Origin of the sequence: Okeanomitos corallinicola TIOX110, assembly GCF_038050375.1 — a bacterium.
In the GTDB taxonomy this organism is placed as follows: Bacteria; Cyanobacteriota; Cyanobacteriia; order Cyanobacteriales; family Nostocaceae; genus Okeanomitos; species Okeanomitos corallinicola.
The window spans coordinates 1,411,212-1,428,242 of sequence record NZ_CP150886.1; the positions used below are offsets into that span (position 1 = coordinate 1,411,212).

The following is a 17,031-nucleotide window of genomic DNA, read 5'->3' on the forward strand; positions in this document are numbered from 1 at the left end:
ATTGCTGCATAAGTATCTCTGTCTTCCACCACGGTAAAAACCTACGTTAAATTAGCTCGTCGGGTGCTAAAACATACATAATTTGTCAAGAATGCAGAAATCAGGTAAAAAACTGACTGTAAAACTCCTGGATTTTGACTAGAAAAGCATTAATTTTTCGTTACATTAACCACTAATTCCTCATAAATAGACAATAATTAAGAAATAGTAAAGTATGAAGAGTGATTGGGTGGAAAGAATGCTATGGAAAATAAATTACTTTCTCAGCAAACAGTCTATCCAGGAAACCTACTCAGTCATATCACTGATCGTATTTCTCAAACTTCAGATTTATCAGATATTTTGGCGGCTACCGTCGCAGAAATACGTACATTTTTAAATATAGATAGAGTTAAAATTTACCGCTTTGATAGTGATGGTAGTGGGGAAGTAATAGCCGAGTCAATCAATGGCGATCGCCTACCATCATTATTAGGATTACACTTTCCCGCTGGAGATATTCCTCCCCAAGCCAGAGAAATGTTTGTCCAATCTCGTCAGCGGATCATCGTAGACGTAGCATCTGGAAAAAAGACTCTCAGCCGCATCAAGTCACCAGGAACACCGGAAAGTAACAATCAACAAGAGATTCGCTATACAGCCGTAGATACTTGTCATCTGCAATATCTGAAAACCATGGGTGTGGCCGCTTCCCTAGCCATCCCAATTTTATACCATAATCACCTGTGGGGTTTGATGGTAGCCCATCACACTCAACCTCGACCTTTTACAGGACAGGAATTGCAGATAGTCCAACTTTTAGTAGATCAATTACTAATAGCGATCGCTCAAAATCACCTATTTATACAAGCTCAACAACAGGCACAACAAGAATTAGCAATTAGCAAAATTAAAAACTGGCTGGGTTCTTCACTAGATCAAGAAGATACTCACCAATCCATACTGCAACACATTGTGACTGCCTTGGAAGGTAACGGCGCGAGACTATACATTACCGCTGACATGGCAAAACGCCCAGCACAGATATACACCTGCGGAGAACAACCCCAAAATAACCTGATTGAAGAAAACAAAATTTGGCAACGTTTAATGGGATGGCAAGGCGTACTAGCTTTAAGTCACCGTCAACCCTCAGAAGTAATGAGAACTGGAGAAAAAACTGAATATTCCATTCATCAAACCCGCGCAGTTTACTGTTACACAATCGCCGACTTTCAACAAGATAACCAACTTAAATCCCTAGCTAGTTTCTTTGACAATACCCTGATCAAATCCTTACTGATTATCCCCCTACAATATCAACAGCAGTATTTAGGCTGCCTGACAGTTTTCCGCCCAGAAATTGAAACAGAAACCCTATGGGCAGGACGTTCCAACCCCGATAATCGGAACTTGCTCCCCCGTGAATCTTTTCAGGCTTGGCGAGAAATCAAAACCGGACAAGCTCAATCTTGGCATCAAAACGAAATCAAACTAGCCCAAGCCTTTGGACTACATTTGTATATTGCCATCATGCAGCAACGGGTAGAAAACTTGCTGCGCCATCATATCTCCAATGATATACTCACAGGCTTACCAAATCGGCTCTTATTTGATGAACTGCTGGCCTTATCCTTAGTGAATATTCAGCAACGGGGGGGAGTGCTGGCAGTAATGTGTTTAGATTTAGATCGGTTCAAAGCCATCAATGATAATTTAGGTCACGTAGTTGGCGATCGCCTCTTGCAAACCGTAGCCGAAAGAATCAAAAACTGCTTAGGAGAAAAAGACACAGTCGCCCGGTGGGGAGATGACGAATTTACCCTACTGCTACCACAAATTAATTGCACTGATGATGCCACCAAAATGGCCCAACAACTGTTAGATGTCATTGCCCAACCCTTTTACATAGACACCCAAGAACTACACATCACCGCCAGTATCGGTATTGCCCTAGCACCCTACGATGGGGAAGAAGCTGAAACCCTCCTTAAACACGCAGACACCACCCTCAACCGTGCCAAACAACAGGGAAAAAATAACTATCTGTTATACACAGCTACCATGAATTCCACCTCCTTTGAGCGATTGGTACTAGGTAACAACCTTTACAAAGCTCTGAGTAGAAAGGAATTACTCCTCCACTACCAACCACAAATAGACCTAAAAACAGGTCAAATTGTCGGCATGGAAGCCTTAGTGCGGTGGCATCATCCAGACATGGGGCTGATTTCCCCGGCTCAATTTATCCCCTTAGCAGAAGAAACAGGATTGATCTGTGACATTGGTGAATGGGTATTACGTACAGCTTGTACTCAAAATCGTCAATGGCAATTAGCTGGACTGCCACCCTTACGAGTAGCAGTTAACCTTTCCGCCCGTCAATTCCAACAAACCAACTTAGTGCAAACAATCACTAAGATATTACAAGAAACCCAACTAGAACCCCAATATTTAGAACTGGAAATAACTGAAAGTTTATTAATGCAAGATGTAGATTTTACTGTTTCTGCCTTGCGAGAACTACAAGCTTTAGGAATTCACATTTCTATGGACGACTTTGGGACAGGTTATTCATCCCTGAGCTTGTTAATGTATTTTCCTCTGAGTAGTTTAAAAATAGATAAATCCTTCGTTAGTAACTTGAACAAAAGTTCCAGTAACTCTGCAATTATCAACTCTGTAATTTCCTTGGGTCATGGATTGAATTTAACCTTAGTAGCAGAAGGAGTAGAAAGTTTAGATCAACTAGAATTTCTCCGTTTAGCTAACTGTGATATTGTCCAAGGATATTTATTAAGTAAACCTCTGAATGGGGAAAATGCCACTAAATTTTTATTAGAGAAATCTCCCCAAAAAGCTCAAAGTATTCTGGGTAAAAATATTAAATCTGATCAAACTCAACCCATTCCTAGTAATGAAGCAGAAAGGTTAATAGCACTCGATAAATATCAAATTCTTGATACTCCCGCCGATACCAATTTTGATAATTTGACTCGGTTATTAGCCCGATTATGTGAAACTCCCATTGCTTTTATCAGTATTATAGATAAAGAAAGACAGTGGTTTAAATCCAAACAAGGATTGACTATTAATGAAACTCCCAGAGCGATCGCCTTTTGCTCCCATACCATCTGTCAAAATGATTTATTAATTGTTCCTGATACTTTAATAGATCCACAATTTGCAGATAATCCCTTAGTTACATCCTATCCTAAATTACGTTTTTATGCAGGTGCGCCCTTAGTGACAAGAGAGGGTTTTGCTTTGGGTACTCTTTGTGTTGCTGACTATGTACCCAGAAAATTAACCCCAGAACAGGAAGAAACATTAAAAATTCTCGCAGTACAAGTAATCACAACTTTAGAACTTTACCGCAATCAAATCGAAGAGCTAGATTTTAAAAAACAGTTACATCAGCCGAATAAACTCAGTCAGGTACAAGAAAAACTGGCAGAAACATTAACTCTATATAAACAAAAAGAAAAAGAATTAGTTGAAAGAGTTAACCTAGCACAATTAAGTTCAAACATTGCTAATATTATTGGTCAACATAAAAAGTTATTACTACTGTTGCAAAGTTGTACAAATACCTTAACTCAACATTTAGATATTGCCTTTGCAGGAATTTGGATCAAAAATCCAGTTAGGGAAACTATGGATTTAGAAGCTAGTTCTGCCTTATCTATCTATACGGATGATTTATCTTATTCCCTCCCTATCAGTGAGTTTCAGATCAATTGGATTGCTAAAAATTGTCAACTATTTCAGAGTAATCAATTACTAAATGAAGTAGATTTAATTGATAGAGAATGGGTAAAACGAGAACGGTTACAAGCTTTCGCTGGCTACCCGTTAATCATAGATAATTCCGTAATTGGAGTTATGACAGTATTTAGCCGCCAAAAACTTACCTCCAAGGCTACAAATCAATTAGCTATCATTGCCGATGATATTAGCCGTTGTATAGAATATAAACAAACTGAAGAACTACTCCAACAACAGAATCAACGGGAAAGGTTAGTTGCCAATATTACTCAACGCATCCTTCAGTCTTTGGATCTCGATGAGATTATGAATACAACTGTGAAGGAAGTAAGGCAATTTCTGCAAACAGACCGAGTAATTATTTACCGCTTTAAGGAAGACTGGACTGGTGTAGTGGCAATGGAATCCGTTGCAGAGGGAATTCAATCAATTATCTATAGTTTGATTGACGAACCATGTTTTAGAAAAGTGTATGTGTCTCAGTATCGTCAAGGAAGAGTCAGAGCAATTGACGATATTTACACTGCGGGTATAGGTAAATGTCACTTAGATTTACTAGCAGAATTTCAGGTCAGAGCTAACTTAGTAGTGCCAATTATTCAAGGAGAAAAGTTATGGGGTTTGTTAATTGCCCATCATTGCACTAGTCCACGTCATTGGCGAGAACTGGAAATTAATTTGTTGACTCAGTTGGCCACACAGGTAGCGATCGCCATCAAACAATCAGAATTATATCAACAAGTACAACGTCAAGCCACAATTGATGGTTTAACCCAAATTTCCAACCGTCGCCGATTTGATGAATACTTCCAGCAAGTTTGGCAGCAGATGGCAACTAGACAAACACCTCTATCAATTATCTTGTGTGATATAGACTTTTTCAAACTTTACAATGATAGATATGGTCATCCAGCGGGAGATGATTGTTTACGCCAAGTTGCTAATGCTATTCACAAAGCCGGAAATCGTCCTGGTGATTTAGTCGCACGTTATGGTGGGGAAGAGTTTGTCCTTGTCCTGCCAAATACCTCCGCTACCGGGGCTATGCAACTAGCAGAACGCATCCGCGCTGAAGTGCAAGCCTTACAAATTCCCCATGAAAAATCTGGTGTGAATGATCATGTCACCCTCAGTTTAGGAGTTGCCAGTATTATTCCCGCTGCTAGTTTCACTCCTAGCTGTTTAATAGCCACTGCTGACGAAGCACTGTATCAAGCCAAAGCCCAGGGGCGTGATTGTTTACATTTAATTTCTCATCTGAGTTATTAATTGTGCTTTTAAAATCGCAGATACTTATTTGTTCGAGTACAATTAAAGTCTAAAAAATGTGCCAGCAAGAAGAGGTGATACCGCCAAAAATCAATCACTTTCTCCGATTCAAAATCTGATTTATTGTTAATTAGTGGACATTTTAGGAGATAATATAGGATTAACCCGTATATCCAAATTGACAATTTATAGTAGGTGACAGGTAACAGAGCTAAAAGCCTTTCATTGTCTAAATTTTAGTTAATGTCCTAACCGCCTTGTCTACTGCCATAACTTAGCCAAAAACATACAAAAATAGCTCACTGATTTCGCCAACATTCTGACTCCTGAACCCTTACAAGTAAAACCTTTCGTGACCTTTCCTTAATATTCAGTAAAATAATTCACATTGTTATCACCTATGCAATTAAATGATCAGCTGATGACTCTGCCAAATTTACATAAACTCGTTAATCATCATCCTTTAACGATTAGCTCTGATAGCTGTGCCATAGAAGCTATTATGTTGATGGATCAAGAAGAAAACCATAGCTTAAAAATATTCAAAACGTTAGAATCATTACCAAAAATTCAAGACCAACAAAAAGCCACTGGTTGTGTTTGCGTTGTAGAACAAAGAAAGCTGTTAGGTATATTTACAGCTAGAGATGTAATTAGATTAATAGCTTCAGGCAGAGATATATCAAAGATAAAAATAGCTGAAGTAATGGTACAGCAACCCATCACCATAAAAGAGTCAGAATTACTTGATTGCTATCAAGCCTTATCAATTTTCAGACATTACGAAATTCATCATTTACCAATTGTAGATGATCGAGAAAACCTGGTAGGAATAGTAACTGAATCTGCACTTTTACAAGAATTAAACTTAGTAGAATTATGTAGTGCGCTTGGAAGTTTCCTAGAATACAACCAGGGAAAAAATCCCCAACCGTTTACATCCCAGCACACACATCTGCAAAACCAGCAACGAGAAATTAATGCCGATCAGATTGGTAATAGCTTACAAAAAAAACAGGTCGGAGAAGAAATACAAGAAATAAAAGAAATAAAAGTTACAGAAGAACTTGAGCAAACAATAGAAGAACTACAAGTTGTTGAAGAAGAAATATGCCAACAAAACGAACAAATATTAGTAGCAAGTCAGATTGCAGACTTAGAACGTCAGCGTTACTATAATTTGTTTGAATTGACACCCTATGGTTATTTAATCACCAGCAAATTAGGGATCATTGAAGAAGCAAACCAAGCAGCATCAACCCTACTATCTGTAGATCAGAAGTATCTGGTAGGTAAGCCATTACAAATTTTTATAACTCAAAAAGAACATGAGGATTTTATATCTCAACTAGCTGATACTCAACAAATTCAAGAATGGGAAATTTACCTACAACCACGACAAGGAAAAATTTTTCCTGCCAGTGTGAGAGTGACTAGCATCTACAATACTCAAGGTCAACATACTGGTTGGAGTTGGTTAATATCTGATATTAGTAAAAACAAACAAACCGAGACAGCACTACGCAAAGCTACAGAAGAATTACGTATTACTAATCAAGCATTACAACAAGAAATTCAAGAACATCAAGAGACAGAAGCAGCAATAATAAAAAGTGAGGGTATATTTCGTCAATTTGGGGAAAACATCCAGGCGCACATTTGGATTTGTACAAAAGATTGTAGTGAAATCCTCTATGTAAATCCAGCTTATGAAAAAATTTGGGGTCGTTCTTGTCAAAGTCTGGTGGAAAATCCCATATCTTGGATAGAAGCCATTCATCCAGAAGATAGAGATCAAACTTTAGCGACCATAGAAAAGTACCATCAAAATGATGAAGGTGCAAATTTAGAATATCGAATTGTACATCCTCATCAATCAGTAAAATGGCTGTGGGTTAGATGCTTTCCGATTAAAAACGAACAAGGAGAGATATTATACTTTGGTGGTATTGCTGAAGATATTACTGAGCGAAAATTGGCTGAACAATCTTTCCGGGAAAGTGAGTCCCGATTGAATATAGCCATAGAAACTGCCCAGATAGGTATCTGGGAAAAAAAAGTAAATAATCCGCACAAATGTATTTGGTCAGATAGTATAGGACCCCTGTATGGATTACTGGAAGGTAGTTTATGTCCACCCCATGAAGAATTCTTTAAATTAATCTATCCTGAAGATCATCATATTCTGCGTCAAGCTATCAGCAATTCTATAGAAAAAGGAGAAGAATTCACTATAGAATATCGGGTAGTTTGGCCGGATGACAGCATACATTGGTTAAGTAGTACGGGAAAAACCCTTTACAACCAAGAAGGTGAGCCACTCAAGATCATTGGCACAAGTATGGATATATCAGATCGCAAGCATAAAGAACAAAAGCTACATGAACAAGCAGAATTGTTAGATATTGCGACTGATGCTATTTTTGTCAGGGATTTCCAAACAGAAATTGTATTCTGGAATAAAGGTGCAGAAAAAATTTATGGTTGGAGTAAAGATGAGGCCATCGGTAGTAATCTACATGATCTGCTCTATGGGAATGAGAAAATTTCACCAAGACAAGAAGTTGTTGCTCTCAAAGATGTAGTTAAGTTAGGAACTTGGCATGGTGAATTACGGAAACAAACTAAATGTGGTCAGGACATAATAGTTGAAAGTCGTTGGTCATTAATGTTAGATAATGATGGACAGCCAAAATCTATTCTGATTGTAGATACTGATATTACCAAGAAAAAAGAATTAGAAGAACAATTTTATCGTAACCAAAGAGTAGAAAGTATTGGTACTTTAGCAGGAGGTATTGCCCACGACTTAAATAATATCTTGTCACCAATTTTAATCTCGGCCCAACTACTAAAAGGTAAATTTGCCCAAGATACAGAACGTCATTTACAGATGCTAAATATTATCGAGAATAATGCTAGGAGAGGTTCTTATTTAGTGAAACAAGTGTTATCTTTTACGCGGGGATTAAAAGGAGAAAGAACAACAGTACAAGTTAAACACCTGATTACGGAAATTCTCAACTTTGCCAAACGGACATTTCCCAAATCTATTGAATTTACTACCCAAATACCTGAACATTTAGGTACAGTTTTTGGTGATTCGACCCAATTACATCAGGTATTAATGAACCTAGTCGTTAATGCCCGTGATGCTATGGCAGAAGGGGGAATACTGAAAATTGTGGCAGAAAATATGTTTATTGATGAAGCATATAGCCGAATGCACATTGAAGCTAAAGAAGGTCATTATATTGTGATTACTGTTGCAGATACGGGTGTGGGCATACCTGCAGAAATATTAGATCGGATTTTTGAGCGATTTTTTACGACCAAAGAAGTTGGTCATGGTACAGGATTTGGGTTGTCAACTGTACAAGAAATTATCACTAATCATAATGGTTTTGTCACAGTTTCTAGCCAAGTTGGTAAAGGGAGTACATTTAAAGTTTTCTTACCATCGGTAGAATCTCCTGAACTTCCTACTTTAGAGGAGTTAGATATTTCTCCAGGTCAAGGAGAGTTAATTTTAATAGTAGATGATGAACCGCAAATTATCGATCTGAATAAAATCATCTTAGAGAATAATAATTATCGGGTTTTGACTGCTAGTAATGGCTTTGAGGCGATCGACATTTATAAAGAACACAAACACGATATTAGCTTGGTTTTAATTGATATGATGATGCCAGAAATGGATGGTGTCACTGCGATTCGCACTTTGCAGAAAATTAACCCCGATGTAAAAGTCATTGCTTGTAGTGGTTCATCTAGCATAGATTTATTACCAAAATCAGCCGAAATCAAGGTAGAAGCAGTTTTGTTGAAGCCTTACAACGCTAATGAATTATTGATGAACTTGAATCAGGTAATTGGTAACTGTTAACTAATATTAACCGGATTGAAGATACAATCAAACGCAATTAATTTTAACTGTTAAGGCGAGGATTTATGAATTCTGGAGAGATGTCAATTACCATTGGTTGGTTGTATCCCAAATTGATGAGTACCTATGGCGATCGCGGTAATGTCATTACTATAGAACGTCGCGCCCAATGGCGGGGATATAATGTCACAGTATTACCCCTAGACCAAAATTCTACCGCCGATGAGATCAAATCAGTAGATGTAATTGTCGGTGGAGGAGCGCAGGATCGTCAGCAGGAAATAGTCATGCGTGACTTACAAGGTGCAAAAGCTGAGGCGATGCGGGATAAAATTGAAAATGGGACACCGGGAGTTTTTACCTGTGGTTCTCCCCAACTTTTAGGGAATTATTATGAACCAGCATTTGGCCAAAGAATCGAAGGTTTAGGAATTTTAGATTTAGTTTCTATTCATCCAGGGGAAAATACTAAACGCTGTATTGGTAATTTAGTCATTGAAGTGACAGCTTCCCGTTTAGCACAAGAACTAGAAGCAATGATCGGCACAAAACCCTATTTAGTCGGTTTTGAAAATCACGGTGGAAGGACAAAATTAGGGAAAGTAGAAGCTTTGGGACGTGTGGTTTATGGTTTAGGTAATAACGGTGAAGATGGTACAGAAGGAGCATTTTATCAGAATGCGATCGCCACATATTCCCACGGGCCATTACTACCAAAAAATCCTTTTGTCGCCGACTGGTTAATTCAAACAGCTTTAAGATTGAAATATCAACAAGAAATTAAACTCACAACTTTAGATGATACCCTAGCAACTCAAGGCAGAGAAGCAATGTTTAAAAAGTTAAAAGTTAATTTACCAAATATTGCTAATACAAAAGTTTAATGAAGCAATATTTCAGCTATTATTTGCTTTGACTTTGTAATAAAGGCCGTATAACCAAATAACCAGCACTAAAACCAGTAATCATAATTAACACAATTGTCAACAACAACCACCAACCACTCAAACCCTTTGTATCAGACTCCGTAGAAATATAATAGCCTACCCCCTGTTCCTCAATATACACAGTTTCTGAAGAGGGAAAATTCATATCCATCATAGGGACAGAAACAGGTTCACGCTTGCTTTTCTGCGGTGGTTTAGAAGTTGGTTTCCGTGGTGGAGGTGCTGATTTTCCTGTTGGTTTATTTGTGGGTTTATTGACTGGATTAGTGCGGTTTACACTTGGGGATGCAGGAGATGGAGAGGTGGGATGGGGATTTTTTACCTCCGTATTAACCCTGGGCATAGGTTGATAACTGGGTATGTTTTGTACCTTGTTTTGATTCCGTGGATGAGATTGAGAACCTGGTTTAGAAGACTCCAGTCGCTTTTGCAATTCCAAGCAAGACTCAACAACACTGTTGAATTCTTGGCGCAATTGTTGATTTTCTTGAGATAGTTGATGATTTTGACCCGTAACTGCATCTAACCTAGCTTGTACCGCTTGTAACTCCGCCACTAACTCCCTATACACATAAACAGGAACAGAGGGGGAATACCTGGGAGTAGATGGCTTACTGTGCGTATTTGCCGTAGTTGTTCTCATCTGCATTTTGGTATAAAAATTAAGTCTTTAGATTAACAAAGTCTACTATCAGAGTAAAGCTATCCCGGAGATTAGCCTCTAGAATAATACATAACTTACCTAACCGCACATAGACAAAACCAAAATAGCCATTAAAGTGTAAATAAAGTTGCTGTCAACGGGAAAATGAAGAAATATCAAGCTTTTTAAGCTTACCTTGACATCTTTATAGTATTTATGTACTATATATTTACTCAGCAGAAATCAGAGGTTTTCTCAGTGTTGATTTCAACATCATAATCTTTACAACATATTACAACATTAAATCAGTCTAGTATCAATTGATTTATCCTGGACAGGATTCCGTGTAAAACTACCATTCGCAAAATTATGACAAGTCAAAAAACCAAGTTTGCTGTTTATAATCTCGCAGGTAAGGAAAAAGCTTTTTATTTAACTGAACAAGTCAAGCTAGAAATTAAACCCGATGCTATTCCTAAAAAAATGGTAGCTCATAGCATCATCATTATAGATCGTTCTGGTTCAATGTATTATGATCTTGAGCCTTTAAAAGAAACATTAATCAAACTTTTGACCCTAGATGAATACAGTAATTCAGACTTAGTTATTACCCTGATTTCCTACTCTTCAAAAGGTGATGTAACCTGTCATTTTCAACGCGTTCCCATTCAGGAATTAATGAAGCCAGATTCATCTTACATCGCAGAAATTAAGGCAATTCACGTAACTGGAGCAACTTGTATTTCCCAATCTTTAAAATTAGCCCAAGAATTAATTCAAAATGAAGAACTGACAGCAATTACCTTACACAGTGATGGTTATGCTAATGATAGCAGCTTTAATTCAGAATCTAAAGCCATAGAAGTAATTTGTCATGAATTGCAAAAAATATCTGTTTTTGTAAACACCATTGCCTATTCTCCCTATTCTGACTTTAAATTCCTAGCCAAAATTGCTAATTCTGTATCTGGTACTTGTTTGCAAGCTGGCAACATCAAAGAAGTATATGATGCCCTTTATAACACAGGAAATGTGTTAAAAGAAGCCACCGGAATAGTCATAGAAGAACCCTTAGCTAGTGACTATAGTTATCAAATCTTCTTTTCTCCCACAGCCCAAAAAATTAACGGTACAAATCAAACGTTCAAAGTCTTTGGTTTAAAACCAGAAGATGAAGGATTCATTTACAAATATAAGCAAATTACCAAAGCAGCTTATGAGCAATTAAAAGATGTTCCCATTGCCCAAAATGATACCTCAGTTTACCTTTTTGCGAAAGCCAATTTAGCAGATGGAAACCTGAATACTGCCAAATATGCTCTTGCGAGTACCTTTAATGCAACTTTAACATCAAGACACGCAAAAGCCTTAACCAATGAAGACATTGCTAACTTTACCCAAGATTTAGAAATTGCCCTTTTTTACCCTCATATTTTAGCCGAACATGAAATATTAGATCATGTAAAAGTTAACAATAAAATTTCAGTTTTAGAACTGATTGATATTTTATCCCAACATCGGCAACATATCATTATTAACCTCAAACATCTCCAAGCAAATTACCAAAGAAAAGGTATTAAACGAGTTAATGGGACAAGGGGAGAAAATAAAGAATTAATCACACCTTGGTTAGAAATAGAATATCTTGAACCAGGTGATTATGTGCAGATGGGCAGTTTTGATATTAACCGTAATACCGCTACTATTAATATGTTATTAAGGCGGAAAGTCCAACTGATAACAGCAGCAGAAAAAACCCCAATTACCGAAGTTGCGGGTGTGTTATTAAATGATTTAATGACCTTTAATAATTACACAATTGTCAGTGATGGAGAGATTAATGTTAAAAATTTAAAGGTAAAAATTAGTAGTAAAAAAGCCTTTGAAGCTTTAGAAGAAGTAGGAGTTATTGATGGGGGAGAATTCGATTACCAAAAAGAATATACCTTAGAATTAGCAGATTTACCGCTAGTTAGTTTTGCAGGAAATTACAGCAGCGTGGAGGGTTTATTTACTCAACTAGCAGAAATTAAGACCTTATCTAGTATTTTTGCTGCACATTTAAGGGAAGAGTCAGATGTCTTTATTCCCGCACAAATAGAGGAATTAAAGAAACATTATCTGTCTAAAAGTTTGTATCTGAATTTTCCCACAACTAACGAATATACAGATTTGAAAGTAGCCTTATCTAATGGTACAGTTGATTCCAGAGTGAGTTATAAAATTGATATTGGTGGGACAGAAATTCTCAACTTGAGTAAATTATCTTCTGCTAATTCATTTCTGGATAAAAGATATGAAGTATTTGATGGAGAAACCGGAGAAATTTTTAAAAAACCTACCTTTGCATTGGGGTTAAACGAAAATATTACTTTTCGTGCTAAAACCTTATCATCAAGAACGAAAGTGACAAAAGCAGATGATTTGATGAAAGGTATTTTTGATGATTTTCTGGGAATAGAAACAACTCGTAAAGTTGCCGAAATTTTAAACTTAGTTGGTGCTGGTAGTTTAGCTTTATTATTACAAGCAAAACACGCTGGTACACCTGTGGATAAACAGGAAATTATCAACGCTATGACAACAGCAAAAGAAAAATTAGACAGTTACACAGAACAAGTTTATCGAGAGAAAATTTCACCTTTAGTATTTTATATTGGTGCGACTGGGTTGTTACCAGATGAAATGAATGCTCAAGCGATGACTGCGGATGAATTGGGTAGTAAATATCCTCATTTACAGTTTGCTAAAAGTGAACAGGAAGGAACATTTTTTGTAGTTGGTGATACTGTAATTAGCGTCTATGCAGAAACTGAATATTACAGTAAAACACCAGTTGCTGTGTAAGTAATTAGGGTATTTTGTAGGGGTTTAGCAATGCTAAATCCTTACTAATGCAGTTTTTAATTAGCTAAATTTTCCGCTTTCCAAGTTGCTAAATCTGCCAAAGAACGATCTCGATAACGTCCATATTTTTCCGGTTTACTTTTAATTTTCACACCCAAATCGGGGATAATGCCAAAATTAGGAGCCATTGGTTGAAAATATTTTGGTGCAGCGGAACTGATAAAATCAAATAATGACCCCATCATCGTATTATTTGGTAATATTAAAGGCTCTTTTCCTAAAGCTATTCTCGCTGCATTTGTTCCCGCTAACCAACCTCCCGCAGATGCAGCGGTATAACCTTCTGTTCCAATTAATTGTCCCGCTGCTAATAAATTTGGACGTTGTTTAAATTGCAAACTTGCAGACATTAATTGGGGTGCATTTAAAAATGTGTTGCGGTGCATGACTCCTAGTCTGACAAATTCGGCATTTTCTAAACCGGGAATCATTCTAAAAACTCGTTTTTGTTCACCCCAACGCAAATTAGTTTGAAACCCGACCATATTCCAAAGTTGACCGGCTTTATCTTCCTGTCTTAATTGTACAACTGCATAGTTACGTTCTCCGGTTCTACTATCAGATAAACCCACTGGTTTGAGGGGTCCATATCGCATAGTATCTTCCCCTCTGCGTGCCATTTCTTCTATTGGTAAACAGGCTTCAAAAAATTTGGCAGTTTCCTTTTCAAAGTCCTTTAATTCTGTTTGTTCAGCTTGACAAAGTGCTGAGTAAAATTGTAAATACTGCTCTTTATTCATGGGACAATTAAGATAAGCTGCTTCACCTTTGTCATAACGGGAAGCCATAAAAGCAATATCTTTATTAATAGAATCACCAACAATTATGGGACTAGCAGCATCAAAAAAGTTAAGATATTCCATCCCGGTAAATCGCTGTAAATCTGTGGATAAATCGGGACTTGTTAAAGGGCCAGAAGCTAAGACTACAATACCTTCAGGAATTTCTTTTACTTCTTCTCTGCGAAAATCAATTAATGGATGATTGGCTAAAGTTTGGGTTAAGTCTTCCCCAAAAACTCCTCTATCAACGGCTAATGCACCACCAGCGGGAACTGCGTGTTCATCTGCTTTAGAAATGATGATAGAACCAAGACGACGGAGTTCTTCGTGTAATAGACCGGCAGCGCGGTCACTGGCCATAGCCCCGAAAGAGTTGCTACAGACCAATTCTGCCAAATTTTCGCTATGATGGGCAGGGCTGAAGCGTTTAGGGCGCATCTCGTGAAGAATTACAGGCACGCCGGCTTGGGCTATTTGCCATGCTGCTTCTGTTCCTGCAAGTCCGCCGCCTATTACGTGTATTGGTTCTTGTGTCATAGTTGTTTTTTTAATTACTTGGTTTGGTTATAATAACAATTAAGAGCAGATCAGAATTTTAGATGCTTAATCCTCAAGTTGTTAAATTCATCAATTTTGGTATTTATGACTATGAATATTAGCCTTGAAGCAGAACAGGAACAGTTAATTCAAGCCAAATTGCAAAGTGGTAAATATGAAAATGCATATCAAGTCATTGTAGCAGCTTTGCAGTTATTAGACGAAAGAGATAAACATTATGAACAATGGTTAGAAGAAACCCGTAAAAAAGTGGCTGTTGGTATTGAACAAGCTAATAGGGGACAATTGACTGATGGTGAAGTTGCTTTTGCTAAATTGCGAGAAAAACTTTCTAGAAAAGGTGAATCTTTGCAATGAGTAATTACAGTTTAACAGATCAGGCAATTGAAGATATCAATGAAATTTGTGATTATTTATCAGGGTTCAATTTAGAATCTGCAAATCAGTTTTTAAATACTATCGAACAAAAATGTCAAGTATTAGTACAATTCCCTAATATGGGACGTATTTATGCTGAATTATTACCAGAATTACGAGGGATATCTGTAAATCCCTATATTATTTTCTATCGCTTGATTGAAGATGAGGTAGAAATTGTTCGAGTAGTTAATGGATATCGTAATATTGAATCTTTGTTTTCTTAATCCGAGATTTAAGGATTTGGTAAACTATATCCTCGCCAACGAAGTAAAACTGCGGCTTGGGCTTTACGTAACATAAAAAGATCAGCTTCGTGTCGGAGAGATATTAAATTTAATCTTTCGGTTTCTGTCAATATACTACTAGAATTTTTCTCTAATAAGTTATTATCTTCTTCCATATCTGCTCCTGTTTTCTGACTATGAAAAATTTGCCAGAGAGTATTATTATCTAATTTATCTAAAGCTGCAAGTTCGGCTTGAAATTCCTCTGGTACATCATCCCATGCTGGTGGACTACCGACTTGTAAAGCATGAAGCATGAAGCATGACTTCTTCTAAAGGACGTTGAGTAGCATGAGCGGTATTGACTAACCGTTGATAGATAATTTCGGGTATTTGTAGGGTGACAGTTTCACTAGGCATATTTTTAAGGATTCCTATAGTTTTTCAAGTTCATATTCTAATCTTAATATTTCACGCTCATAGTCTTTTATTGAGTCTTTGATTATGTGGTAGCTATTATTTTCGTTCCATGTTTTTAATCCTTGTTCTGAAAATGGTATGGTAATATTATGTGCATATGCCATGACATTATAAAATCTTTGAGCAAAATCTTTGCATTCTAAAGTGGGATTACCTATATCTATTGATTGGTGATATAATGCTGATAATTCGATTTCAAAATTCCCCATTTTCCTTATAAAATCTTCATAATTAATATTTGTATTATCGTAGTACAAAACTAATTGAGAAATTTCTTCTACTGTCTTCTTGATTTGATAAATAATAGGTCTAGTCTTTTCGAGAAATTTTTGTTTTGTTGTTATATCCTTTTTGAACCAATTAGACCAATCTTCATATTTCTTTGACCATTCAGCAATAATACCATCTCCAATATTAAATCCTTCAATTAGCATTGGTCTAAAGTGTGATTCTAATTTTTCATCTATCCATTGACTGTGACAAATCCAGTTTGCTATCTTTACATCCTCAAGTCCGATATAAAGAAAAAGATAAATAACTTGTGCTGGACTATTAGCAATGTAGTATTTAGGGCTAGTTAAATCTTTAGTTACTTGTCTTATGACACTAATGATATCAGCTTTAGAACGCTGACCGTAGACTAATATATTAGCTGTATATCGTTTTGCTTTAGCGTGACTAACATTTTTAACACTTAGGATCTCAAAAATTTCTGAATAAAATATTGATTTACAAATTTCTTTCAAGGTAGTTTCAGAGTTTTTATCAAGTTTCTGATTAAAAGGAATAATCAATTTCCAACCTTTCCCAGTATTTATAACTGTATCTGTATTTACTACTTGCCAATAGGCAATATGATTTGTACTATCGTAAAGTACGACAATAATAGGTAGTGGATAGTTTTGCCAGTATTCTAAATGTTGAATATCACCCCTAAAAACAATACCTTGTTCATTCGTTTCTTTAAACCAGCTATCACCGGACTTAATTTGTAAAGCTATGAGTTCAGCCGTACTTTTATTATTCTCCACGACTTCGATTTGAGCATCAATACCTATATCTCTTAAAGGTTGAGGTCTATATATCCAACCTAATTCTGTAACTTTTAGCCCTACACCGTATACACCCTGATCACCTTGTTGGTCAGATCCCCATACATTCATATATA

Annotated in this window: 11 protein-coding genes; 6 read left to right on the forward strand and 5 right to left on the reverse strand. The window is 36.8% G+C overall.

All coding sequences use genetic code 11. The annotated features are described in order from the left end of the window. Positions 1–243 precede the first annotated feature (243 nt). The 3 genes from WJM97_RS06125 to WJM97_RS06135 all read left to right on the forward strand — a co-directional run bounded on the left by WJM97_RS06125 (position 244) and on the right by WJM97_RS06135 (position 9,786). A complete protein-coding gene (locus WJM97_RS06125; protein WP_353932156.1) occupies positions 244–5,016 on the forward strand; it encodes a diguanylate cyclase in 4,773 nt (1,590 codons plus the stop codon). A gap of 421 nt (positions 5,017–5,437) precedes the next feature. After that, a complete protein-coding gene (locus WJM97_RS06130) occupies positions 5,438–8,902 on the forward strand; it encodes a PAS domain S-box protein (RefSeq protein ID WP_353932157.1) in 3,465 nt (1,154 codons plus the stop codon). Between the two features lie 65 nt (positions 8,903–8,967). After that, a complete protein-coding gene (locus WJM97_RS06135; RefSeq protein WP_353932158.1) occupies positions 8,968–9,786 on the forward strand; it encodes a type 1 glutamine amidotransferase in 819 nt (272 codons plus the stop codon). Positions 9,787–9,805: 19 nt separating this feature from the next. Here the strand turns inward: WJM97_RS06135 and WJM97_RS06140 are convergent, their stop codons facing one another. Beyond that, positions 9,806–10,498: a hypothetical protein gene (locus tag WJM97_RS06140; protein WP_353932159.1), complete on the reverse strand. Its 693-nt coding sequence runs from the start codon at positions 10,496–10,498 to the stop codon at positions 9,806–9,808. A gap of 363 nt (positions 10,499–10,861) precedes the next feature. Between WJM97_RS06140 and WJM97_RS06145 the strand changes: the two genes are divergently transcribed. Then, positions 10,862–13,339, forward strand: coding sequence for a vWA domain-containing protein (locus tag WJM97_RS06145; protein ID WP_353932160.1), 2,478 nt, complete (start codon positions 10,862–10,864; stop codon positions 13,337–13,339). A gap of 56 nt (positions 13,340–13,395) precedes the next feature. On the opposite strand, the gene trmFO is transcribed toward WJM97_RS06145, so the two are convergent. Next, complete coding sequence (gene trmFO / locus WJM97_RS06150) at positions 13,396–14,718, reverse strand: FADH(2)-oxidizing methylenetetrahydrofolate--tRNA-(uracil(54)-C(5))-methyltransferase TrmFO (RefSeq protein ID WP_353932161.1); 1,323 nt, start codon at positions 14,716–14,718, stop codon at positions 13,396–13,398. A 111-nt stretch (positions 14,719–14,829) separates the two neighbouring features. Here trmFO and WJM97_RS06155 point away from each other — a divergent pair, with 111 nt between their 5' ends. Both WJM97_RS06155 and WJM97_RS06160 read left to right on the forward strand, forming a co-directional pair. Continuing rightward, positions 14,830–15,096, forward strand: coding sequence for a type II toxin-antitoxin system ParD family antitoxin (locus WJM97_RS06155; RefSeq protein WP_353932162.1), 267 nt, complete (start codon positions 14,830–14,832; stop codon positions 15,094–15,096). Next, on the forward strand, positions 15,093–15,383 hold the full coding sequence (locus WJM97_RS06160; protein WP_353932163.1) for a type II toxin-antitoxin system RelE/ParE family toxin: 291 nt from the start codon (positions 15,093–15,095) through the stop codon (positions 15,381–15,383). Before WJM97_RS06155 ends, WJM97_RS06160 begins: the two co-directional genes overlap by 4 nt. Positions 15,384–15,391: 8 nt before the next feature. Here the strand turns inward: WJM97_RS06160 and WJM97_RS06165 are convergent, their stop codons facing one another. The 3 genes from WJM97_RS06165 to WJM97_RS06175 are packed head-to-tail and all read right to left on the reverse strand — an operon-like array spanning position 15,392 to position 17,026. Next, positions 15,392–15,700 (reverse strand): hypothetical protein, encoded by a 309-nt coding sequence (locus WJM97_RS06165; protein ID WP_353932164.1) that lies wholly within the window; start codon positions 15,698–15,700, stop codon positions 15,392–15,394. Beyond that, a complete protein-coding gene (locus WJM97_RS06170; RefSeq protein WP_353932165.1) occupies positions 15,675–15,803 on the reverse strand; it encodes a hypothetical protein in 129 nt (42 codons plus the stop codon). Before WJM97_RS06170 ends, WJM97_RS06165 begins: the two co-directional genes overlap by 26 nt. 14 nt (positions 15,804–15,817) lie before the next feature. Then, positions 15,818–17,026, reverse strand: a complete 1,209-nt coding sequence (locus WJM97_RS06175; RefSeq protein WP_353932166.1) for a DUF4365 domain-containing protein — start codon at positions 17,024–17,026, stop codon at positions 15,818–15,820. Between the last annotated feature and the right edge of the window lie 5 nt (positions 17,027–17,031).

Excerpts from the sequence above, each read along its gene's own strand:
- WJM97_RS06125 (WP_353932156.1), top strand. The coding sequence starts at position 244 with ATGGAAAATAAATTACTTTCTCAGCAAACAGTCTATCCAGGAAACCTA.
- WJM97_RS06130 (WP_353932157.1), top strand. The coding sequence starts at position 5,438 with ATGACTCTGCCAAATTTACATAAACTCGTTAATCATCATCCTTTAACG.
- WJM97_RS06135 (WP_353932158.1), top strand. The coding sequence starts at position 8,968 with ATGAATTCTGGAGAGATGTCAATTACCATTGGTTGGTTGTATCCCAAA.
- WJM97_RS06140 (WP_353932159.1), bottom strand. The coding sequence starts at position 10,498 with ATGCAGATGAGAACAACTACGGCAAATACGCACAGTAAGCCATCTACT.
- WJM97_RS06145 (WP_353932160.1), top strand. The coding sequence starts at position 10,862 with ATGACAAGTCAAAAAACCAAGTTTGCTGTTTATAATCTCGCAGGTAAG.
- trmFO (WP_353932161.1), bottom strand. The coding sequence starts at position 14,718 with ATGACACAAGAACCAATACACGTAATAGGCGGCGGACTTGCAGGAACA.
- WJM97_RS06155 (WP_353932162.1), top strand. The coding sequence starts at position 14,830 with ATGAATATTAGCCTTGAAGCAGAACAGGAACAGTTAATTCAAGCCAAA.
- WJM97_RS06160 (WP_353932163.1), top strand. The coding sequence starts at position 15,093 with ATGAGTAATTACAGTTTAACAGATCAGGCAATTGAAGATATCAATGAA.
- WJM97_RS06165 (WP_353932164.1), bottom strand. The coding sequence starts at position 15,700 with ATGCTTCATGCTTTACAAGTCGGTAGTCCACCAGCATGGGATGATGTA.
- WJM97_RS06170 (WP_353932165.1), bottom strand. The coding sequence starts at position 15,803 with ATGCCTAGTGAAACTGTCACCCTACAAATACCCGAAATTATCTATCAA.
- WJM97_RS06175 (WP_353932166.1), bottom strand. The coding sequence starts at position 17,026 with ATGAATGTATGGGGATCTGACCAACAAGGTGATCAGGGTGTATACGGT.